20 protein-coding genes are annotated in these 21,077 nt (G+C 31.4%); 13 read left to right on the plus strand and 7 right to left on the minus strand.

The window, feature by feature from the left end; translation table 11 throughout:
* Position 1: 1 nt before the first annotated feature.
* Complete coding sequence (locus tag ACREVU_RS16960; RefSeq protein WP_431552786.1) at positions 2–1,825, plus strand: MutS family DNA mismatch repair protein; 1,824 nt, start codon at positions 2–4, stop codon at positions 1,823–1,825.
* Between the two features lie 90 nt (positions 1,826–1,915).
* On the opposite strand, the gene ACREVU_RS16965 is transcribed toward ACREVU_RS16960, so the two are convergent.
* The 3 genes from ACREVU_RS16965 to ACREVU_RS16975 form a co-directional block, all read right to left on the minus strand.
* Entirely contained in the window at positions 1,916–2,533 is a 618-nt protein-coding gene (locus tag ACREVU_RS16965) for a hypothetical protein (protein WP_431552787.1), read from the minus strand.
* A gap of 245 nt (positions 2,534–2,778) precedes the next feature.
* Positions 2,779–3,753 carry a ComEC/Rec2 family competence protein gene (locus tag ACREVU_RS16970; RefSeq protein WP_431552788.1) on the minus strand — a complete coding sequence of 325 codons (975 nt, stop codon included), beginning with the start codon at positions 3,751–3,753 and terminating at the stop codon, positions 2,779–2,781.
* A gap of 513 nt (positions 3,754–4,266) precedes the next feature.
* The gene (locus ACREVU_RS16975) at positions 4,267–5,007 is read right to left on the minus strand and encodes an NADPH-dependent oxidoreductase (protein ID WP_431552789.1); all 741 of its coding nucleotides are present in this window, start codon (positions 5,005–5,007) and stop codon (positions 4,267–4,269) included.
* 315 nt (positions 5,008–5,322) lie between these two features.
* Between ACREVU_RS16975 and ACREVU_RS16980 the strand changes: the two genes are divergently transcribed.
* The 5 genes from ACREVU_RS16980 (at position 5,323) to ACREVU_RS17000 (ending at position 9,299) form a co-directional block, all read left to right on the plus strand.
* On the plus strand, positions 5,323–5,526 hold the full coding sequence (locus ACREVU_RS16980) for a hypothetical protein (RefSeq protein ID WP_431552790.1): 204 nt from the start codon (positions 5,323–5,325) through the stop codon (positions 5,524–5,526).
* 283 nt (positions 5,527–5,809) lie between these two features.
* Positions 5,810–6,955: an efflux RND transporter periplasmic adaptor subunit gene (locus ACREVU_RS16985; RefSeq protein WP_431552791.1), complete on the plus strand. Its 1,146-nt coding sequence runs from the start codon at positions 5,810–5,812 to the stop codon at positions 6,953–6,955.
* The gene (locus ACREVU_RS16990) at positions 6,945–7,634 is read left to right on the plus strand and encodes an ABC transporter ATP-binding protein (protein WP_431552843.1); all 690 of its coding nucleotides are present in this window, start codon (positions 6,945–6,947) and stop codon (positions 7,632–7,634) included. Before ACREVU_RS16985 ends, ACREVU_RS16990 begins: the two co-directional genes overlap by 11 nt.
* A 2-nt stretch (positions 7,635–7,636) precedes the next feature.
* Positions 7,637–8,818 carry an ABC transporter permease gene (locus ACREVU_RS16995; protein ID WP_431552792.1) on the plus strand — a complete coding sequence of 394 codons (1,182 nt, stop codon included), beginning with the start codon at positions 7,637–7,639 and terminating at the stop codon, positions 8,816–8,818.
* Between the two features lie 70 nt (positions 8,819–8,888).
* A complete protein-coding gene (locus ACREVU_RS17000; RefSeq protein ID WP_431552793.1) occupies positions 8,889–9,299 on the plus strand; it encodes a hypothetical protein in 411 nt (136 codons plus the stop codon).
* Between the two features lie 85 nt (positions 9,300–9,384).
* Here the strand turns inward: ACREVU_RS17000 and galE are convergent, their stop codons facing one another.
* Positions 9,385–10,371 (minus strand): UDP-glucose 4-epimerase GalE, encoded by a 987-nt coding sequence (gene galE, locus ACREVU_RS17005; RefSeq protein ID WP_431552794.1) that lies wholly within the window; start codon positions 10,369–10,371, stop codon positions 9,385–9,387.
* 255 nt (positions 10,372–10,626) lie between these two features.
* Between galE and mgtE the strand changes: the two genes are divergently transcribed.
* Positions 10,627–11,970 carry a magnesium transporter gene (gene mgtE / locus ACREVU_RS17010; protein ID WP_431552795.1) on the plus strand — a complete coding sequence of 448 codons (1,344 nt, stop codon included), beginning with the start codon at positions 10,627–10,629 and terminating at the stop codon, positions 11,968–11,970.
* 126 nt (positions 11,971–12,096) lie between these two features.
* Here the strand turns inward: mgtE and ACREVU_RS17015 are convergent, their stop codons facing one another.
* From ACREVU_RS17015 to ACREVU_RS17025, 3 genes are all read right to left on the minus strand, one after another.
* Entirely contained in the window at positions 12,097–12,858 is a 762-nt protein-coding gene (locus tag ACREVU_RS17015) for a hypothetical protein (RefSeq protein ID WP_431552796.1), read from the minus strand.
* A gap of 69 nt (positions 12,859–12,927) precedes the next feature.
* A complete protein-coding gene (locus ACREVU_RS17020) occupies positions 12,928–13,428 on the minus strand; it encodes a VanZ family protein (RefSeq protein ID WP_431552797.1) in 501 nt (166 codons plus the stop codon).
* Positions 13,429–13,546: 118 nt separating this feature from the next.
* A complete protein-coding gene (locus tag ACREVU_RS17025) occupies positions 13,547–13,792 on the minus strand; it encodes a hypothetical protein (protein WP_431552798.1) in 246 nt (81 codons plus the stop codon).
* Positions 13,793–14,129: 337 nt separating this feature from the next.
* Between ACREVU_RS17025 and ACREVU_RS17030 the strand changes: the two genes are divergently transcribed.
* The 6 genes from ACREVU_RS17030 (at position 14,130) to ACREVU_RS17055 (ending at position 21,007) form a co-directional block, all read left to right on the plus strand.
* Positions 14,130–14,756 (plus strand): GntR family transcriptional regulator, encoded by a 627-nt coding sequence (locus tag ACREVU_RS17030; RefSeq protein WP_431552799.1) that lies wholly within the window; start codon positions 14,130–14,132, stop codon positions 14,754–14,756.
* A gap of 332 nt (positions 14,757–15,088) precedes the next feature.
* Complete coding sequence (locus tag ACREVU_RS17035) at positions 15,089–16,306, plus strand: quaternary amine ABC transporter ATP-binding protein (protein ID WP_431552800.1); 1,218 nt, start codon at positions 15,089–15,091, stop codon at positions 16,304–16,306.
* Positions 16,275–17,117: an ABC transporter permease gene (locus ACREVU_RS17040; RefSeq protein ID WP_431552801.1), complete on the plus strand. Its 843-nt coding sequence runs from the start codon at positions 16,275–16,277 to the stop codon at positions 17,115–17,117. The genes ACREVU_RS17035 and ACREVU_RS17040 overlap by 32 nt, the downstream gene beginning before the upstream one ends.
* A gap of 30 nt (positions 17,118–17,147) precedes the next feature.
* Entirely contained in the window at positions 17,148–18,050 is a 903-nt protein-coding gene (locus ACREVU_RS17045; RefSeq protein ID WP_431552802.1) for a glycine betaine ABC transporter substrate-binding protein, read from the plus strand.
* Between the two features lie 253 nt (positions 18,051–18,303).
* The gene (locus ACREVU_RS17050; RefSeq protein WP_431552803.1) at positions 18,304–19,437 is read left to right on the plus strand and encodes an ABC transporter ATP-binding protein; all 1,134 of its coding nucleotides are present in this window, start codon (positions 18,304–18,306) and stop codon (positions 19,435–19,437) included.
* Positions 19,430–21,007: an ABC transporter permease/substrate-binding protein gene (locus ACREVU_RS17055; protein WP_431552804.1), complete on the plus strand. Its 1,578-nt coding sequence runs from the start codon at positions 19,430–19,432 to the stop codon at positions 21,005–21,007. Before ACREVU_RS17050 ends, ACREVU_RS17055 begins: the two co-directional genes overlap by 8 nt.
* Positions 21,008–21,077: the final 70 nt, after the last annotated feature.

A 21,077-nucleotide genomic window follows, 5' to 3' on the forward strand; every position in this document is an offset into this window, starting at 1 on the left:
CATGGAAACTGAAAAAAAACTTTATACTAATCGAAAAAAACATTATAATTATTTATTAAAAAGACAAAATGAAACCGCAAGTTTTATAGGCTTATTAAGATTTTTAATCTTTGCAAGTGGATTAGGCTTCACATTTTTTTTCTATTTGAGACCTAATTATTATTTATGTATTTCTGTATTAATAGCCACTACAGTAATATTTATATTTTTGGCAATTAAACATAACAAGATAAAGCACAACAAAATTCGATGTTCTATTTTATGTGAAATTAATGAAAATGCTATAAAAAGGTTAGATGGCAATTGGAAGGATTTTTCTGATGATGGTAGTGATTTTTTTGATGAGGAACATAATTACTCAAGAGACTTGGATATATTTGGTAAAAGTTCTCTTTTTCAATGGATTAACTCCTGTATAACTTATCTTGGCAGGAAAAAATTAAAGGACACTCTATCCTCTCCTATTTATAGTATTGTACAAATTTATAAGAGGCAGGAAGCCATAAGTGAATTAGCGAAGAATATGGGGTGGACACAAAGATTTGAAGCAGAAGCCATCCTTAGTGAAAATAAAAATCATAACCCTGAAGAATTAATCCAATGGGCCGAGGATAAAAATGAGTTTTTCCTAAAACCTTGGGTAATAACTATAACAAGGCTATTACCAATAGTGACTTTATCTGTTTTTGTATTATCCTTATTTATTACTAAGATATCCTATAGATTAGGACTTATAGGCATTGTGATTCAAATGATAGTGCTTACACTTGGATATAGAGAAATAAGTAACAATTTAGATACTGTAAATGAATATAAAGATACTATTCTTATATATAATAAGCTTCTTATGCATATTGAAAAAACAAATTTCAACTCTGAGTATTTAAAAAGTTTAAAAGCTAAACTGTTTAATGCAGATGGAATAAAGGCTTCTCATCAGATAAAAAAATTAGGAAAGCTAGTAAATCTAATCTCCGATAGAAAGAACATTTATTATCTGCCTATAAATATAATTTTTCTATTAGATTATCAATGTCTAATTAATTTACAACGATTTAAAAAGACTAGTGGTATTAGTTTAAAATCTTGGCTAGAGGTTATAGGTGAAATGGAAGCCTTAAATAGTTTATCAACTATAGCTTACGAGCACAAAAATTGGGCGATGCCAAAATTTCAAGAGGATCCTCCTATTTTTAAAGCTAAGAATCTGGGACATCCACTACTTGGTGCCAGCAGAGTATATAATGATATCCACATAGAAAAATCACAAAACGTTCTTTTAATAACAGGTTCAAATATGTCTGGGAAAAGCACCTTACTGAGAACTACAGGCATTAACTTGGTTTTAGCCTATGCTGGTGCTCCAGTTTGTGCCGATAGTTTTTACTGCTCTATAATGGATATTTATACATGCATGAGGACAAGTGATAATTTAGAAAAAAATATTTCTTCCTTCTATGCAGAACTTTTAAGAATAAAAAAACTAGTAACTGCTACAAAAGATAAGACTCCAATTTTCTTCCTATTAGATGAAATTTTCAAGGGAACTAACTCTATAGATAGACATACTGGAGCTAAAGTTTTGGTAAGCAAACTAAGTGCCGACAACGCGCTAGGGTTTGTATCTACCCATGACTTAGAACTAGGTGACATAGAGAAAACAAATAAAAAAGTTAAAAATTATCACCTTAAGGAATATTATAAGGATGATAAACTATACTTTGACTATAAGCTGCGTTCTGGTGTTTCTACTACTAGAAATGCATTATACTTAATGAAAATGGCAGGTCTTGATATTCCATCTGACCTAGACCTCACTGAATAAAAAAAGAAAAAAGTATATATTATGCGTATTGCAATACGATTAATGCATTATACGTAATATATACTTTTTTATGCGCATTAAAATATTTTTTTAGAAATTGAAAATTTTCTTTAATTGTCCAATACTGTCCACATCTATATTAGTAAGTAATGCAACTTTAACTCTACCCTTACTTTCCTTGTCTAATTTACTATAAGAATCCTTAACAGATTCTTGATCTGTCGAAGAATTGTATGAAGCATCCTCTTGCATTTTACTAACATTCTCTCTCATTTTTGAAATTATCTGTTTCTCTTTTGGAGTCTCCACTTGAGAATATGCATCCCCTAGCTCATCATTTACTTTGTCTAGCACAGTGAGATTATTTTGCCTTTGCTTGTCTGGCTCTTTTCTGCTTGATTCTGTATTCTCTTTTTCCTCTGCTATTGCAGACTGTTTAGACGTTTCAACCGCTGCTCTTATTTTTTCCAATACCCTTTGTTTGTCACTATTTTCAGTTTTACCTGTAGATTCACTTTTAGCTTTGGAATTTCCTGTTCCTATAGTTTTTATATCTTTAAGTTTACTTATAACCCCAGTAAAATTAGTTTTCTTAAGGTCTAGTCCACCATTATTTAACGTAATGCACCCCAAAATTGCTATTGATCCCAATAAAATAATTATTGTGGATATTCTTTTATTCTTGTTTGGTTTTCTATTTGACCACATTTTCTCCTCCTTTTTTTTGTAATGTCTACATACTATCACAGTTACCATGATTTTTTACTTTGAATGGGACAGTTTACAAAAAGTTGTCCTGCTCATCTTATTACGTTCACGACGATTACCATCCAAATCCATTTTTGTATTCAAAAAGGCATTTTTTTAGAGTATACTTTTTAAAAAAGTATACTCTAAAAAAAAACTTTTATATTTAAAATTAATATGATTCAAAAGGTTAACTCTGCTTCTTTCTAAGGCCTTCCAGCCGTATAACTACCAGGCTTTGTATTAAAACTTATGGTTTTCCCATTAGATGTGACTATAATAGTTCCTAACTCATCTGTTCTATATACGGGTATATTTTTGTTTTTCAATTTATCCATGGTTTCCTTATGTGGATGACCATAATCATTGCCTATTTCAGTGGATATAACTGCATACTTTGGATTTACCTTAGCTAAAAATTCATCTGAAGTTGAAGATCTACTTCCATGATGACCTATTTTAAGTAGATCCGCTTTAACATCAAATCCCTTTGCAAGGATTTCACTTTCTGATATGTCCTCAGCATCTCCTGTAAAAAGGAAAGAATTGCTTCCAAATTCTAATTTTACCACCACAGAATAGTTATTTAAATCCTTATATTTACTACTATTAGGCGCTAAAATAGTACATTTTGCAGAACCTAAATTAAAGGTTTCTCCTGGAATAGGAACAGTTGCCTTCATTCCCTTATTTTTTATTGCTGCCACTACATCTCCAAAAGACTTTGTAGTGGAAGTAACTTTAGGCAAATAAATTTTACCTATTCTAAAATCATTAATTATATAATCTAGACCTCCGATATGATCCTCATGCGGATGAGTTCCAATAACATAGTCTAAATTTTTTACACCTTGTTCTAGCAAGTAGTTCACAACTAGCTTACCATCTCCATTGTTTCCTGCATCTATAAGCATAAACTTTGAACCCTGTTGTATTAAAATACTGTCTGCTTGTCCTACATTAATAAAATGAACTTTTAAATTACCATTTAAAGCTGAATTAGTTTTTTCACCTTCATCTTGGGTAGTTTTAGTATTTTCCTCTGCTACTTTAGTGTTTTCATCGGAATTCATCACTTTTTCTGTACTATTACTTATTTGCAGTTTTTCTTTAGTTACACTTGAAGCCTTATCTGCTATATTACTAGCACACCCATTTAAAAGAAAAACAGATAAAAGCAAAATTAAAAAGCAAGAATATTTAATTTTAAATCTTTTTATAGTAGCACCCCCTTATATAGGATTCTGTTTTTTTCAAAATCTTATCTATTATGTACTACCATACAACATATTTGTAGTTTTGTGAATTTTTTTGGATTATTTTGTAATTTTATCACTATTGCCAATTAACAATTAACCCATGTATATTTTTTAACTAATTCCCTATGATTCAATAGTGTTTTAATTTTATTTTTGAGCAAAATAATATTATAATAATATAGTATTGTCGGAAAGGAGAAATGTTATGAAAATTAATTTAATATTTAGAAATTTCGTTATATTAATTTCTATAACAACTATTTTAAAAGGCTCCTTTTTCCTAAAACATGTAAATAAAGACGACCAATTCAAAAACAAGTATGGTGTTCAATTAGTCTTACGAACCTAGAAATTTAAAAAAATTAAAACAGTTGTACATGCTTTGGATGGATAGCATGTACAACTGTTTTTTTACAAAATTTTATGAAATCATTTTTATTTTTTACCAGTAAATCCTTGTTTTTCAATAGACTCTTTAACTTTTGGATAGTATACATATTTGTATATTCCAGATACTTCTTCACTCCAAGTTTTATTAAGTCTTCCACCAGTAACTTTTATCATATGTTCTTTAATTTCATCATCATATTCTATAATTTTATCTTTTAAATCTTTATTATATACTTCACTATGGTATACAACTTCTTTAGGGAATCTTGGTTTCACATCTGTTGCCCCATCTGGATGACCTATTGCTAGTCCAACCATAGGAAAAACAAACTCTGGTAGCTCTAAAAGCTCTACTACAGCCTCTGCTTCTTTCCTTATGCCTCCAATTGGCACAATTCCAAGGCCCAATGACTCTGCTGCGGCTATAGCATTACTAAGTGCTAATCCTACATCCACTGCTCCTACTAATCTTGATTCTTCACTTTCTGTAATCACCAATTTTTCTCCAGTGATTTCAGCAGCCAATTTAGCTCTATAAAAATCAGCACAGAATACAAGAAAAAGAGGTGCTTTATCTACATAAACTTGATCTCCCACAAGCTGCGAAAGTTTTTTCTTCCTTTGAGTATCCCTAACACCAATTATAGTAACTTGTTGTCCATTTATAGATGAAGGGGCAGATTGACTAGCTCTTATTATTAAGTCTAAATCCTTGTCACTTATTGATTCATTTGTATAACTTCTAATTGATCTATGATTATTTAATAATTTTATTATTTCATTCATAATTTCATCTCCATTTACTAATTATCCATTAATACTCTTTATCGTTTAATAAATTGTAATCATATCTTACCTTATATTATTTTTAATGTCAATATGGGAATATTTTTATATAAGCTCTTATTTTCATTGTTTTCTTAGATAAAAACTCTTAACTTAGGAATATATTAAAGAACCCACTATAATAATAATAAAAATATAAGTTAAATCTAAAATCTAATATTAAAATTATAAATACAAATCAAATTAAAACGTCTAGATATAGTAATAGGTTGTTTATCAGAATCCCTTCAAGTGATACAATGGTTCAATCCCATTATGTGGTATTCATTTACTCAATATGAGATTACGGGCAAACATTTTAAAGGTACAATGTTAATAATACCCAGCAATAAGAAAATTGTTGTTGGATTAGCTAATGACAAGCCCACAGTTACAGAAGGCGATGGAGGTTGGGGTATTGCTCCAAGAACAGCTATAGGACAGAAAAAAGATGGCGAAAGCTCTTCAACTATGCTTTAAACAGCCCTCCGTAAATATACTACATTCTGCACTAAAAATACCCTCAATGTAAATTTATTATATATTTTCCCATATAATAACTCAATATTTTACTTGTTTTTTACATTTATTTTCACATTAGCGCTGTTTATGTCGATAAATGAGACGTTTATGTTAAAAAATAACATTAGCAGTAAATTATGTTATTCTGTACATGATATTTTTTTAAAAGTGAATTTCAAATCATAAACTATACTTTATAAAAATTATATTGATTTAATATGTATTTATGGGAGGCAAATCTATGAAAAAGAAACATATTATTTTTATTACAATTATTGTTTTAATAATACTAACTGGAATTATTGCCTATGTATTTAAAAATAGTAACAGTTCAGCATTTAATAAAAATAATCCAATAGCTCTATATACAATACCCGCTAAAGAAAAAATATTCGTAAATGGTGTCATAGTTCCTGAAAAATCAGAAAATATTTTTCTTGATGAAACAAAAGGAACTGTAGATAAGGTTTCAGTTACTGATGAACAATTAGTAAAGAAGGGAGATACTCTTTTTACATACAAAAACCATCTAATTACAGATGAGCTGGATAAGGCAAACCAACAAATTACTACTAGTAACCAACAAAAGGATAAATTGTTGAATAAACAGAACGAAGCTGAAAGCCTTTTAGCAAAGCAGAAGCAGAAAGCAAATAATAAAGCCACAACACCAGGTGTTGACAAAGCTTCAATTGCCTCCTCGCTTACAGCCGGTACCGAGGCTCAGCTTAGTGGATACACCGATCAAATAGATGCTGTTGAAACTCAAATTGATGCTTCAAAAAATGAGGTTAAAAATTTAAAAGACAAAGAATTCACTAACGTAAAAGCTCCAATAGATGGCAAAGTAATATTAAATGATATTAAAGACATGACAAAAGCTTATATTGTAATTGAATCTACTACATTTTATGTAAAAGGAAGTATTAATGAAAAGGATCAGATAAAGGTAAAGAAGGATCAGCAAGTGGATATCCTTATATTTGCTACAAACAAAACTTTAACTGGAAAAGTGGAAAGTGTAGGAACTAGTCCAGTTGCTGCAGCTGCAGTAGATGTGGCTCAATCTGCAACAGGTGGAGGTTCTGCTATATCTTCCTATGATGCAAATATATTATTTGATTCTCAGGCTAATCTTGTAAATGGATTTCACGTACAAGCTACAGTTAAACTTAAAGAATCAGATATTAAAATACCCAAGACTTCAATACTCCAGGAAGCTGGAAAACAATACGTGTTCAAAGTTGTTAATAAAAAGCTCACCAAACTAGCAATCACATATAAAAATAGTACAGCCAAAGACGTTGTTGTACTTAGCGGACTAAAGGAAAATGACCGTATTGCTGTGACTACTAAGGATATGAAAGAAGGTATTTCTGTTGAGTAAGCTTATTGATTTAACAAATATTAATAAATATTATAAATTAAAGGATAGCAACTTACACGTATTGAAAGATGTAAATTTAACTATAGAACAAGGTGATTTTCTTATGATAATGGGAAAGTCAGGTAGCGGAAAAACTACACTTTTAAATCTTCTTGGTTTTCTTGACCATTTTGATAATGGTAACTATGTATTTAATGGCAAAGATGTTACTCATCTTAATGAGAATGAAAGATCAGAACTTAGAAATAGTTACATGGGCTTTATATTTCAACAGTTTCACTTGATAGATTCCCTTAGCATTGGTCAAAATGTTGAACTTCCACTGCTATATAGAGAAGGCAGCCGTATATCTAAAAAAGAAAAAGCTACTAAAGTAGAAAAATATTTAGAAACAGTAGGACTTCTTCATAAGTCAAAACAATCTCCTTCTCAATTGTCTGGAGGGCAACAGCAGCGTATTGCAATAGCTAGAGCTCTCATTAATGATCCATACGTAATTTTAGCTGATGAACCAACAGGAGCTCTAGATAGTGAAACTGGCGAAGAAATTATGAATATACTAAAGAAACTTAATGAAGAAAACAAAACAATAATTATGGTAACCCATGATAGTGATTTAACTAAATATGCCAGTAAAGTAATCCATTTAAAAGATGGAGTGATAACAAAGGTGGATTAGATATGTCTATAATCAATTTACTCAGAACTTCAATTTACAGCTTAAAATCACATAAATTAAGAGTTTTTCTCACAATGATCGGAATCATTATAGGAATAAGCTCTGTAATAGCAATTTTATCAATTGGTAATGGTTTAAAAGCAGAGGTAAATAGGTCCATGGCGGACACCAGTTCAAATAAAATAAATGTTAACTTTGCAGCAGACAATGCTTCTGCAGATTTAACATTAATCGAACCTTTTAGTAAATCTGATATATATTACCTTAAGAATGTAAGTGGGGTAGAAAAGGTTGAAGCAGCTCAAGGAATTGCAGGCCTTAACTTTACTTCAGGTGAGGGTACATATTTTGATAAAAAAGCCTTGATTATGCTGGAAAATTATGATAATAAAGAATTAAATGTTCAGTATGGACGTTCTTTCAAAGAAGGTGAGAATTCTAAAAAGATAATTATATTGGATTATAAATCAGCAAAAGCCATTTTCGTTTCTCCTGAAAAGGCAGTAGGTTGTGGTATAACAGTAAATGGAGTTATCTACGAGGTCATAGGAGTTTTAGCAGATGCGGGTACATTCTCTCTAACAGGGGGCTCAAGTTATATTTCAAAGGATTCAAACGAAGCTATGAATTCTGATACCCTTATTTCAAGCTTAGATATATATATTAAAGCAGGTGAAGATAAAGATAAGGTGTTTGGAAATATAAAAAATGAACTTGTAAAAGCACATCCTAATTTAAATGGTGAATATAAGCTTCAAGATCCTCAAGCCGTCACAAAAGCCTTTGAAAAGATAATTGGAGGATTAACTGCATTCATAGCCCTAGTTACTGGTATTTCCCTATTTGTCGGGGGAATAGGTGTAATGAATATAATGTATGTTTCTGTTTCTGAGCGAAAAAGGGAAATTGGTATTAGACGTGCTATTGGCGCAAAACCCAAAAGCATTCTACTTCAATTCCTTTTTGAGGCAATTATGGTTACAGGTATGGGTGGCTTAATGGGTATATTCTGTGGCTTCCTCTTTTGCAAAATACTTGATATTTTCTTGCCATTTAAATCCGTTATGAGCCTGGTCAGTATTTTAGGAGCAACTGCAACCTCTGTTATTATCGGAGTGATATTTGGAATTATACCAGCTATTAATGCGTCAAAAATGGATCCAATTAAAGCGATTTACAAATAAATTTAACTAATGAAATTTTGGCGAAAGTCATTATTATATTATAAAAAATACATTTATTGGAGGTAATATTATGGAAAATGTTCAAAAAACAAAAGTAGGGGCAGGTATACTAACAATATCAATTATTCAATTAGTTTTTAGCGGGTTTGCATTACTAGGCTTTGTAATGATGTTTTTTATGTCAGATGCGACTAAATCTCAACTTAAGGCACTGGGGACTCCAGAAGCACCAACTGCTACTATAATTATTAGTATAGTACTTATATTAATAGTAGCTTTAGGCATTACTTTAATTTTGATGAAAAAGGAATTAGGCATATATATATATTTCATTGGTGAAGTAGCCAACATTGTGTATTCACTTGTGACAACTGGATTTAAACCGATTATACTTTTTTCATTTATAATTCCTGTACTTATGGGAATCTTTATATTGAAGAAAAAAGAAGTATTTTTTGTTGATGCTAAAGCTAAAATATAAGTATATATCTAGCTGGAAAATAGTATAGGAATTTACTCCTATACTATTTTTTTATCTTAACTCTTCACCATATGATTTAACACTTCTATTTTTCGTACCCATCTGGATGACCTTTATGCCACTGCCATGCAGTTTCTATAATAGTTTGTAAGGAATCATACTTAGGCGTCCATCCAAGAATCTCCTTAGCTTTATCACTAGAAGCTATAAGTACTGCTGGATCTCCTGCACGTCTAGGTGCCATTTCTGCCTTTATTTCAAGACCAGTAACTTTTCTTGTTGTTTCAATTACTTCCTTAACAGAAAAGCCTTTTCCATTTCCAAGATTACAAATTACACTATCTCCACCTCGTCTAAGCCTCTCCACTGCAAGTAAATGAGCATTAGCCAGATCAGTTACATGAACGTAATCTCTAACACAAGTACCATCCTGGGTCTCATAGTCATCGCCAAATATCATAATTTTTTCTCTTTGGCCAAGTGCAACCTGAAGAATAAGAGGAATTAAATGAGATTCCGGTCTATGATCTTCTCCTATTTTTCCACTTATATGAGCACCTGCTGCATTAAAATACCTTAGAGCTGTATATTTTATGCCATAAGCATTATCACACCATTTTAAAATTTTCTCCACTGCAAGTTTTGATTCTCCATATGGATTAGTAGGGAAAGTTCTATCATCTTCTAGTATAGGAATATTATCTGGCTCGCCATAAGTTGCTGCAGTTGATGAGAAAACAATTTTTTTAACATTATAGTCTCTCATAGCCTTCAATAAATTTATAGTTGAACCAATGTTATTTTCAAAATATTTTAGGGGTTCTGTAACACTTTCCCCCACTAATGAATCTGCAGCAAAATCTATAACTGCATCTATATTATTCTCTGTAAAAACTTTACGAAGTATAACATCATCTCTTAAATCTCCAAAATAAAGTTTTCCACCCAATAATGAATCGTGATGTCCCTTTTGGAAATTATCTAAAACAACTACCTCTTCTCCTTTTTCTAAAAGCTGAGCTACCATATGACTCCCAATATAACCTGCTCCACCGCATACTAAAATTGCCATTAACTAAATTCTCCTCTCCTAATAAGTAATTATTAAATATATATTTTACTATAATGTATCTATAATTATTTTAACACAACACTATCTATTAGTCATAAGTTTTTATAGCATTTCTATCCAATTGACTTTACCTTCCTCCAGGCATATACTTAATTGAGCTAAATTTAAACTTTTTAGTATTTAGCTAAAAATACTATTTTTCATGGAATTTATATTTATAGATTCCCCCTCTAATAACAATTTAGGAGGTATAATATGTCACACGGATTAAACGGGAAAGCACTAACCGAATTTTTACTTTACGGAAGCATTGATGAAATAGATAAACTCATTCAATTTATTCATCCTACAGATATTTTAGTGGCTATTAAGGAATATGAAGGAGATACCTTAGATCTATTCCAAAAGCTATCCCCTAATGTCATTGCGGACATTATTGATGACGCAGATGATGATGAGAAATATAACCTCTTATTTATACATTCTGCAATTATGCAGAGGAAAATCATACACGAAATGTCTTCTGATGAATTGGTAGATTTATTAGAATCTGTTTCAGAAGATGAATCCAAAAATATTATGTTAAACATGGATAAAGAAGATGTTGATGAGGTAAAAGAATTATTAAACTACCCTGCAGAAAGTGCAGGAGGTATAATGGCCACTGAATTCATCAGTATAAAACAGAATATGACTATAGGTGAGACTTTAGTTTATTTGCAAAAGGAAACTCCAGAAGCAGAAACCTCTTATTACATATACGTGGTTGATGAAAATAAACTTCTAAAAGGAGTTATATCTCTCCGGGATATAGTAGTAAATAGTTTTGATGTTAAAATTTATGACATTATGAATATTAATGCTATGAGCATACCTGTTGATATGGATAGAGAAGAAGTTGGGCATATATTTGAAAAATACGGATTTTTGACTATGCCCGTAGTTAATGACGATATGCAAATTTTAGGAATAGTAACTGCAGATGATATAATGGAGATCCTTAGCGATGAGCATACTGAGGATTTATATCGTCTTGCTGGTATACAAGAAGATGAAAAGGTTACTGGTTCTCTTAAAGATGCCGTAAGTAGTAGATTGCCCTGGCTATTTGTGAATCTAGTAACCGCTATAATGGCAGCCGCTACCGTTAGTTTATTTGAAGGTACCATCCAAAAGGTTGTAGCTTTGGCCACCTTTATGCCAATAGTTGCAGGCATGGGTGGTAATGCAGGTACACAAACGCTTACCATTATTATTCGTAGTATTGCCCTAGGAGAAATAGATGCTAAAAATGCCAAGAAAATATTATTAAAGGAATTCGGTGTAGGCCTATGTACAGGTGTTGCAACAGGTATTGCTGTAGCTCTTTTAGGCTTTTTCTGGGAAAAAAATATAATTTTTGGATTAGTTATCGGAACTTCTATGGTGCTCAACATGGTGGCAGCCACCATATCAGGTTTCTCAGTACCAGTCATACTGAAAAAGCTTAATATTGACCCTGCTCTTGCTTCTGCTGTTTTTGTTACAACCGTTACAGACGTCCTAGGCTTCTTCTTTTTCCTAGGACTTGCAACCTTATTCTTACCTTTTTTAATATAGGTTATAAAAATATACAACAAGAACAAGATGTTAGCATACTGCCTTGTTATTTTCTTAAATATTACTAAGAAACATAAAACCTACTGAGTGCATAATATACACACTTCAGTAGGTTTTATCATATTTCTATCTTTTACCATGTACACCATGTTTACCATGGTTATAATGAGGCAATATTTTTTGTATCTCCTTTTCTTGCTCTATTGTTATTGTACCATTATCAATAAGTACCTTCATCGGATTTACCTTAGAACTCTTAATTTTTTTCATATAATCTTTTCTTTCTTTTTCCGTCATATCCTTCATTTTTTTATAATTTTCATTTTTTTCAATTTCCCTAGCCATTATAGCTTCTTTAACTTTATTGCTTTGCTCTACTGTTAACACTTTATTAGTTACAAGCATACTTAAATCATTTTTTAGTTTTTCATGTCTTAGTTCTGTATTTTTAAGGTGCAGTTTTTCTCTAAGCGCTTCGGATTTTTCTACAGTTAGAATACCTTCAGTTACCAATTCATTAAATAATCCGCCTTTTCCACCCTCACATTTCCCATTCTTGCACCTTCTGTCTATCTTGGCATCTCCAGATTTTGCCTGAGATTTCAGTTTTACATGCTCTAAGACCTTATCTCCTTCTGCTTGCGTAATAATCTTTGATGATACACTATCTGCAATTACAGCTTCTAATGTAACTTTCATCTGTGCTTGTCTTTCTTGCTCTACCTTTTCCTTATCCATAGGAACTCTAATATCTATACTTGTAGCAACATTTTCATCTATACCAACATTATTTTTTTCTGCTGCAAAAGTAAGATTTGCTCCAAAGAATACTAATCCTGTGCATAACATTCCACTTAATATTTTTATCCTTAATTCTTTTTTCTTCATTTTCCAAGTCCCCTCATAGCAAATTTTTTGTACCTGCTTATTATGACTTTATTGGATCAATAATATTCATTACTTCGATTTCACTACTTGTTTCTTTTTATTAAATTGGCAACTAAATTTATAGCTAATGCTAGATAAAATCATGGCTAAAGTTCCACCGCTAAAGTCAATTATTATATCAAAAACATTTGAGGTTCTTCCTGGTACGTATTTTTGAATGAATTCATCAAGTACAGGAAAAAATAAAAGTAAAAATAGCACTAAAAATATTTTGGTTGTCTTATATAACTTAAAATTCCTTATTGCAACACATAGAAATATGCTGAAAATAAAATACTGAAAAAAATGCGCATTTTTCCTTACATAAAAATTCAAATTACTAAATTGAATATTAGGTTTGGCTATAGTATCTTCTGGAACTTTCATCACCATACCGGCTACCTTTATAACTTCGTTACTACTTTTTTGCGATACTTCTCCCTGCCTTGTGCCATTATAAAAAATAAAACTAAGCCAAATGACACATAATAAAACCTTAACTATAGTTTTTGCTTTTATTGAATTTTTCATAAATTTCTCCTATACTTTATCTTTTTTTATTTTCGAATGTTCCTAGACCATTAATGTATCACCTTCACATTATAATTTGATAGATTTTCAATGTTAAAAATGCTACAATATTATAATATTAACCACGAAGTGAGTGATACAGAATGTTCAATACCATATCTCTTAAGCATAACACAACTAATATATTAAATATATTAAAAAATGAAGCAGTTTTCGTCTTAGCATTGGTGCTAGCTGTTATCTCTTCATTTGTTTCCACTCCCAAAATAGAATATATTGATTTTAAAGTATTATTTACCTTGTTTAATCTTATGCTTGTTGTAGGTGGACTTGGAACACTCATTTCATCTTTAGCCAGTGTCATCTCCTATAAATTATACGTGAATGAGTGCACAGACGCAGAAAAGAAGAAATACCTTAGTTGTTTTACATTTTATAATTTTATAAGCTTATTGTTATTTGCATTCATAATTTACTTTTTATTTATATTTTAACACATATTAGGAACACAGTCTTCTTGTTTAACTTATATTTCTCTAAACTGACCCCTGTCCACTTTGCCACTTGCCACGTGGGTGGCATCACATTTTGTTTACAATATTCCCGTTATAACCTATACTTGACTTGTGAAATCAATATTATTATAAAGTTGAAGGGGGGAATTTATCAAAAGTCTAACTAATACTTTTGATAAAGCAAAAATGCCAAATGACTCTCATTTAAAACCAGTGTATCAAAAAATTGCTATTGATATTGCTAACAGAATAATATCTGGAGATTTCTCTATAGGAGATAAACTATATGGTAGGTCTTCTCTTGCAAGTCAATATAATGTGTCACCAGAAACTGTAAGACGCTCTATAAGTCTTTTAAGTGACATGGATATAGTCAAAGTAACAAAAGGTAGTGGAATTGTTGTAAATTCAGTAGATAATTCTTTAAAATTCATTGATAAATTTAAGGATATAGATTCTATAAGTTCTCTTAAAAAGGGCATTAGTGATTTACTTGAAAAGAAAAAAGATTTGGATAAAACCATAGAATCTTCTATTGATGAATTAGTAGATTATTCTAGTAGATTTAAAAATAGTAATCCCTTTACACCTTTTGAGTTTGAAATACATTCTGAAATGAGTATAATAGATAAAACTATATCCCGAACTAAATTTTGGCAAAATACTGGAGCAACTATAATTGGTATAAGACGAGATGATAAATTAATACTTTCACCTGGACCTAGTACAATCTTTAGGGATAATGATATCTTTATAGTTATTTGCGACGAAAATAGTTATGATAGGATTAAAGACTTTCTTAAAATGAAATAAAAGATTATCGAAAAACCCTTGCAATACAACTTTATATAAAGTTGTATTGCAAGGGTTTTTTTATAAAAAAATTTCAATAAACATAAGAATAATTGTATAAAGCATATTTATTAAACTAATAATAAAACCTGTAAGTAATTAACATTCTGGATATTAAGCCATATTACAGTTATCTAGAGTATCTGCTAGAACGACTTAAATGCTGGTATGTCGATTCATGTCATAAATTTGAACTTCTTAGTTAAGTTTGTTATGATGTGTGAATGCGCTATAAATTTAAATAAATGTGTTTACAATTAGTACACACATTGGAAGATAAAAGAGGTGGATAAATGTTAAAAATTGAAGTTAAAGGATTAACCAAGATTTTTGGTAAAAATCCTAAGCAAGGAGTAAAGTTATTACAAGAAGGAAAGACAAAAGGGGAAATCTTAAAAGAAACAGGAATGACTGTAGGTGTAAATAGGGTATCTTTTGAAGTACACTCAGGAGAAATTTTTGTTATTATGGGATTATCCGGAAGTGGGAAATCTACTCTTGTAAGATTAATCAATCGTCTAATCGAGCCTAATGCGGGCAGTGTATTAGTAGATGGTGAAGATTTAGCCAAAATGGATAAAAATAAATTAAGAGAAACTAGAAGAAAAAAACTAAGCATGGTTTTCCAAGGCTTTGGATTGTTTCCCCATCGAAGTGTTTGGGAAAATGCTGGTTTCGGATTAGAAATACAAGGTATGAATAAAAAGGACATTCGAGAAAAAGCTCTTGAATCATTAAAATTGGTAGGTTTGACAGGCTACGAGGATCAATATCCTAGTCAATTATCTGGTGGAATGAAGCAAAGGGTAGGTCTTGCAAGGGCCCTGGCTAATGATCCAGATATTTTATTAATGGATGAGGCCTTTTCAGCACTAGATCCGCTAATTCGTAAAGAGATGCAAGATCAACTTATAGATTTACAAGCATCTATGAAAAAAACAATTCTATTTATTACTCATGATTTAGATGAAGCACTTAAAATTGGGGACAAAATTGCAATTATGAAAGATGGATTAATTGTGCAGATTGGTACTCCAGAAGAAATTTTGACAAACCCAGCGGATGATTATGTTGAAAAATTCGTTGCGGATGTAGATAGATCCAAGGTATTCTCTGCACAACATGTTATGAAACGTCCTGAGACTATCGATATCGAAAAACATGGTCCTAGGGTTGCGCTGCAACGTATGAGACAAGCGGGAATTTCAAGTATTTATGTTATTAATAAAAACAAGGAGTTCTTAGGAGTTGTAACTGCAGATGCTGCAGCGGAAGCCGTGAAAAATGGAAATAAAGATATTTATGATGTTATGATTACAGATGTTCCTGTGGTTCGTCCAGATTTATCATTAAATGATTTATTTGAAGTAATACACGACTCTCCTGTGCCCGTAGCTGTTGTTGAAGATAAAATATTAAAAGGAATTATAGTTCGAGGCGCAGTATTAGCTGCTCTTGCGGGAAATGAGGTGAATCTTGATGACACAAATACCACAACTACCAATAGTTAAATGGACTGACATGCTTGTAGCATGGCTAAGAGAAAATGCTCAGTGGTTCTTTGAACCAATTAAGAATACGCTTGACACTATTGTAACTGGTTTAAGTGATGCTTTAATAGCTATCCCACCATTAATTTTCATTTTAATTATAGTAGCCTTAACTATATTCTTAACCAAGAAAAAATGGGCATTACCCTTATTTGCACTATTAGGGCTATTATTAATACAAAATCTTGGATATTGGGAGCAAACTATGCTTACTCTTTCACTTATCTTAACATCTAGTTCAATATCAATTATAATAGGTATCCCTCTTGGAATTTGGATGTCCAAAAACAAGATAGTACAAAATATAGTAACACCCATATTAGATTTTATGCAGACTATGCCTGGATTTGTATATCTAATACCAGCTGTTTCTTTCTTTGGAATAGGAATGGTACCTGGAATTATTGCATCTGTTATATTTGCAATGCCACCAGTGGTAAGGTTCACTAATCTTGGTATTCGTCAAGTTCCTGAGGAGTTAATTGAGGCAGCAAATGCCTTCGGTTCAACTCCAAGTCAAAAATTATTCAAAGTTCAACTCCCACTTGCAAAAAACACAATAATGGCAGGAGTTAACCAAACCATTATGTTATCACTATCTATGGTAGTTATAGCTTCTATGATCGGTGCCGATGGATTAGGTGTTGAAGTGTTTAGAGCTGTTACAAGAAATGAAGCCGGACAAGGTTTTGCTTCGGGCCTTGCAATTGTTATATTAGCTATGATACTCGATCGTATAACTCAAGCGTTAAATAAAAAAAGCAATTCTTAAAAAATAAATTAAATAAGGAGGAATAAATTTATGATTAAAAACAATTTGAAAAGATTAAGCCTAGCCCTAACTTTTTCTCTAGTAGCCCTAACTTTCATAGGCTGTAGTAGTAAAAGTGGTGATGAAGCACCGAAGGCTGATAAAACTATTGGTGAACAAATGGATTACAAAATAACTGGTATAGATGCTGGTTCAGGCGTAGTGCAAGCTTCTGAGCAAGCTGTTAAAGACTATAAATTAGATTATACAGTACAAACTAGTTCAGGTGCCGCTATGACACAAGCACTTGCAGATGCGTATAAAAATAAAGAACCAATTATAATTACTGGTTGGTCACCTCACTGGATGTTTAGTAAATATGATTTAAAATACTTAAAGGACCCTAAAGGATCTTTTGGTGCTGCGGAACATATAGACACAGTTGTACACAAAGGCTTAAAAGAATCTAAGCCTAATGCTTATAAAATATTAGACCAATTTGCTTGGGATCCTGCAGATTCTGAATCTGTTATGCTTAAAATTAATGCTGGCGGAGACGTAAAAAAAATTGCAAGACAATGGATTACTGACAATAAGGATAAAGTAAGCAAATGGACAGAAGGCACAACCAAAGTAGACGGCGACGAAATCAAGCTTGCTTATGTAGCTTGGGATACAGAAATTGCATCTACTAATGTAATAGGCCTGGCACTAGAAGATATGGGATATAAAGTTAAACTTACACAAGTAGACGCAGGACCAATGTGGGCTGCAGTATCTACTGGAGATGCAGATGCTATTGTAGCAGCATGGCTACCAAAGACCCATGCGAAGTTTATGTCCGACTACAAAGATACAGTTGAAAATTTAGGACCAAACCTAGAAGGAGCTAAAATAGGTTTAGTTGTTCCCTCTTATATGGATATTGATTCTATAGAAGATTTAGCTAAATAATAAAACTCCAGTTAAAAACTAAATAAAAAAAATGTGATATATAGCTATATATCACATTTTTTTTAGCTCTAAAATATTCAACAATCGCAAAATAATGTAATAATTATTAATTAATACTGGAATAATAATTTAATTATAATAAGTAATCCTAGCTATAAAATAGTAGATTTTACATAAAACAGTATTCTTTACAAAGTAACAACTTAATGTTATAATTGAGTTGTTACTTTGTCATAACTAAGGGGGCTATATTTTGATTGAATTTAAAAATGTAAATAAAAATTTTAATGGAAAACCTATATTAAAAAACATCAATATTACAATAGAAAAAGGACAATTAGTTGTTTTTATTGGGCCTAGTGGTTGTGGAAAAACTACTACATTAAAAATGATTAACAAATTACTAACACCAACTTCCGGTGAAATTACAATTAATGGAGATAAGATCGGAGATAAAAACACTATAGAGCTTAGACGTAACATGGGTTACGTTATACAACAAGCAGGACTTCTTCCTCATTTAACTATAGGAGAAAATATTGCTTTAATAGCTTCTATAGAAAAAATGCCAAAGGATAAAATAAAGGCTAAGGTTCATGAGTTATTAAATCTAGTAGGCCTAGATCCTGATGAATACACAAATAAATACCCAAAGCAACTTAGTGGAGGCCAGCAACAAAGAGTAGGAGTTGCAAGGGCTCTTGTAATGGATCCTGACGTAATATTAATGGATGAACCGTTTAGTGCACTAGACCCTATAACAAAAACTCAACTTCAAGATGAGATATTCAATATACAACAAAATTTCAAAAAAACAATAATATTCGTAACCCATGATATGGATGAAGCCTTAAAACTAGGAGATAAAATTTGCATAATGGAAGCTGGAGAAGTAGTTCAATTTGATACTCCAGAAGAAATATTGAAAAATCCTATTAATGACTTTGTACGAGACTTTGTAGGTAAAAATAGAATATGGAATCAGCCAGAACTCATTAAGGCAAAAGATATTATGATAGAGATGCCTATAAAATCTGTGGGTGAGCGAACAATACTTCAAGCCATTGAAATAATGAAGTCTAGTCATGTAGATAGTTTACTTGTTGTAGATAAATCTAACTTTTTATGTGGACTTGTTACCTTAAAACAAATCCGGAAAAATCCAGATAAAACTACAATGCTTAAAGATATAATGGTAAAAGATATTTTAACAGTAAATCAAGAAGATTCTATAATTGATATATTAGCACTCATAAAGAAAGAAAGCATAAGCTTTGTTCCTGTAATAGATGAAAACTTAAAGCTATCAGGGCTTCTTACCAAGAGTAGTCTTTTGTCTATATTAAGTAATCAGTTTATAGATGAGGAGGTAGATGATAATGAGTAGTATAAAATCTTTTATACAATTTGTAGTAGATAGAAGAGCTGAAATATTAAATTTACTTATGCAGCATATTCAACTAACTATATTTTCAATATTAATCGCTATTGCAATTGCTATACCCCTTGGAATAATTATAGTTAGATATAGAAAGCTTGCGGTCCCTGTCATTGGGTTTACAAATATAGTTCAATCTATACCCAGTTTAGCCCTGCTTGGATTTTTAATTCCTGTACTTGGTATAGGAAGCAAACCAGCAATTATTATGGTAGTTATGTATTCGCTGCTACCTATTGTAAAAAGTACATATACAGGACTAACCAACATAGATCCTTCACTTATTGAAGCAGCTAAGGGTATGGGACTTACTGAAACTCAAGTACTTCTTAAAGTTAGGTTTCCACTAGCTATGCCTATTATAATGTCAGGTGTTAGGATATCTTCAGTTACAGCAGTAGGCCTTATGACTATAGCCGCTTTCATTGGTGCCGGTGGCCTGGGATATTTAGTGTTCTCTGGTGTTTCAACAGTTAATAATAATATGATTTTGGCCGGAGCTATTCCAGCTTGTTTCCTTGCTATTTTCCTAGACCTCATTATAGGTAAGGTAGAGGATGTTGTAGTCCCTATAGGAATAAGGACTACTCCACCTAAAGTTAGAAAAAACAAAACAATCTTTGGTAATAAAAAATTCAAACTAGGAGCCTTAATATTAGCTCTTGTACTAATTGTGTCATCAGTAGCTTTAAGTTTTATTAAAGATAAGAATACAATTGTAGTAGGCTCTAAAAACTTTAATGAACAATTAATACTTGGTGATATAGTAGCCTCTTTAATAGAAGAGAAAACAGACATTAAGGTTCAAAGAAAATTAAACTTAGGTGGAACTCAAGTAGTATTTAGTGCTATGCAATCTAAAAACGTTGATGTATATGTAGAATATACTGGCACTGGCCTTGTAAATATACTAAAGAAACCTACTATGACAGATCCGGATAAAGTTTATAATATGATGAAAACTGATTTTGCTAAGAATTATAATATGGACGTAATGAAACCTCTAGGATTTAATAACACTTATGTAATAGCCGTAAAAGAAGATTTTGCTAAGAAAAATAAATTAAAGAATATTTCTGATTTAGCAAAAATTAGTTCTACTCTAAATGCAGGAGTTACTATGGAATTTGCAAATAGACCAGATGGCTTCCCTGGAGTTCAAAAGAAATATAATCTAAAATTCAAAAATGTAAAAGGTATAGATGGTGGACTTAGATATACCGCACTTTCAAATGGTGAAACGCAGGTTTTAGATGCCTTTGCCACAGATGGCTTACTTAAAAAATTTCATCTTCAACTTTTAAAAGATGATAAAAACTTTTTCCCACCTTACTATGCAGTTCCTGTAATTAGGGCAGAAACCTTGAAGAAATATCCTGAGTTAAAGGACATATTACTACTCTTAGAAAATAAAATTAGCGATGACACTATGCGTGATCTAAACTTTAGAGTAGATAATGGAGAGCAATCAAGAACCGTTGCAGAGGACTTCTTAAAGTCTATAAATTTGATGAAATAAATTTATAGGAATAAATTTAAAAGAGCGTGATATACTATCAAAATAGCATATCATGCTCTTTTTAACCCTT

Source organism: Clostridium sp., assembly GCF_050717535.1.
In the GTDB taxonomy this organism is placed as follows: Bacteria; Bacillota; Clostridia; order Clostridiales; family Clostridiaceae; genus Clostridium_AD.

What these genes read in the sequence shown, in the direction of transcription:
- ACREVU_RS17040 (WP_431552801.1), top strand. Translation starts at nt 16,275, where the DNA reads ATGACACAAATACCACAACTACCAATAGTTAAATGGACTGACATGCTT.
- ACREVU_RS17030 (WP_431552799.1), top strand. Translation starts at nt 14,130, where the DNA reads ATGCCAAATGACTCTCATTTAAAACCAGTGTATCAAAAAATTGCTATT.
- ACREVU_RS17045 (WP_431552802.1), top strand. Translation starts at nt 17,148, where the DNA reads ATGATTAAAAACAATTTGAAAAGATTAAGCCTAGCCCTAACTTTTTCT.
- ACREVU_RS17035 (WP_431552800.1), top strand. Translation starts at nt 15,089, where the DNA reads ATGTTAAAAATTGAAGTTAAAGGATTAACCAAGATTTTTGGTAAAAAT.
- ACREVU_RS16965 (WP_431552787.1), bottom strand. Translation starts at nt 2,533, where the DNA reads ATGTGGTCAAATAGAAAACCAAACAAGAATAAAAGAATATCCACAATA.
- ACREVU_RS17055 (WP_431552804.1), top strand. Translation starts at nt 19,430, where the DNA reads ATGAGTAGTATAAAATCTTTTATACAATTTGTAGTAGATAGAAGAGCT.
- ACREVU_RS16985 (WP_431552791.1), top strand. Translation starts at nt 5,810, where the DNA reads ATGAAAAAGAAACATATTATTTTTATTACAATTATTGTTTTAATAATA.
- ACREVU_RS17025 (WP_431552798.1), bottom strand. Translation starts at nt 13,792, where the DNA reads ATGACACTGGCTAAAGATGAAATGAGTGTTCCAAGTCCACCTACAACA.
- galE (WP_431552794.1), bottom strand. Translation starts at nt 10,371, where the DNA reads ATGGCAATTTTAGTATGCGGTGGAGCAGGTTATATTGGGAGTCATATG.
- ACREVU_RS16975 (WP_431552789.1), bottom strand. Translation starts at nt 5,007, where the DNA reads ATGAATGAAATAATAAAATTATTAAATAATCATAGATCAATTAGAAGT.
- ACREVU_RS16960 (WP_431552786.1), top strand. Translation starts at nt 2, where the DNA reads ATGGAAACTGAAAAAAAACTTTATACTAATCGAAAAAAACATTATAAT.
- ACREVU_RS16980 (WP_431552790.1), top strand. Translation starts at nt 5,323, where the DNA reads ATGTGGTATTCATTTACTCAATATGAGATTACGGGCAAACATTTTAAA.
- mgtE (WP_431552795.1), top strand. Translation starts at nt 10,627, where the DNA reads ATGTCACACGGATTAAACGGGAAAGCACTAACCGAATTTTTACTTTAC.
- ACREVU_RS17020 (WP_431552797.1), bottom strand. Translation starts at nt 13,428, where the DNA reads ATGAAAAATTCAATAAAAGCAAAAACTATAGTTAAGGTTTTATTATGT.
- ACREVU_RS16995 (WP_431552792.1), top strand. Translation starts at nt 7,637, where the DNA reads ATGTCTATAATCAATTTACTCAGAACTTCAATTTACAGCTTAAAATCA.
- ACREVU_RS17000 (WP_431552793.1), top strand. Translation starts at nt 8,889, where the DNA reads ATGGAAAATGTTCAAAAAACAAAAGTAGGGGCAGGTATACTAACAATA.
- ACREVU_RS17015 (WP_431552796.1), bottom strand. Translation starts at nt 12,858, where the DNA reads ATGAAGAAAAAAGAATTAAGGATAAAAATATTAAGTGGAATGTTATGC.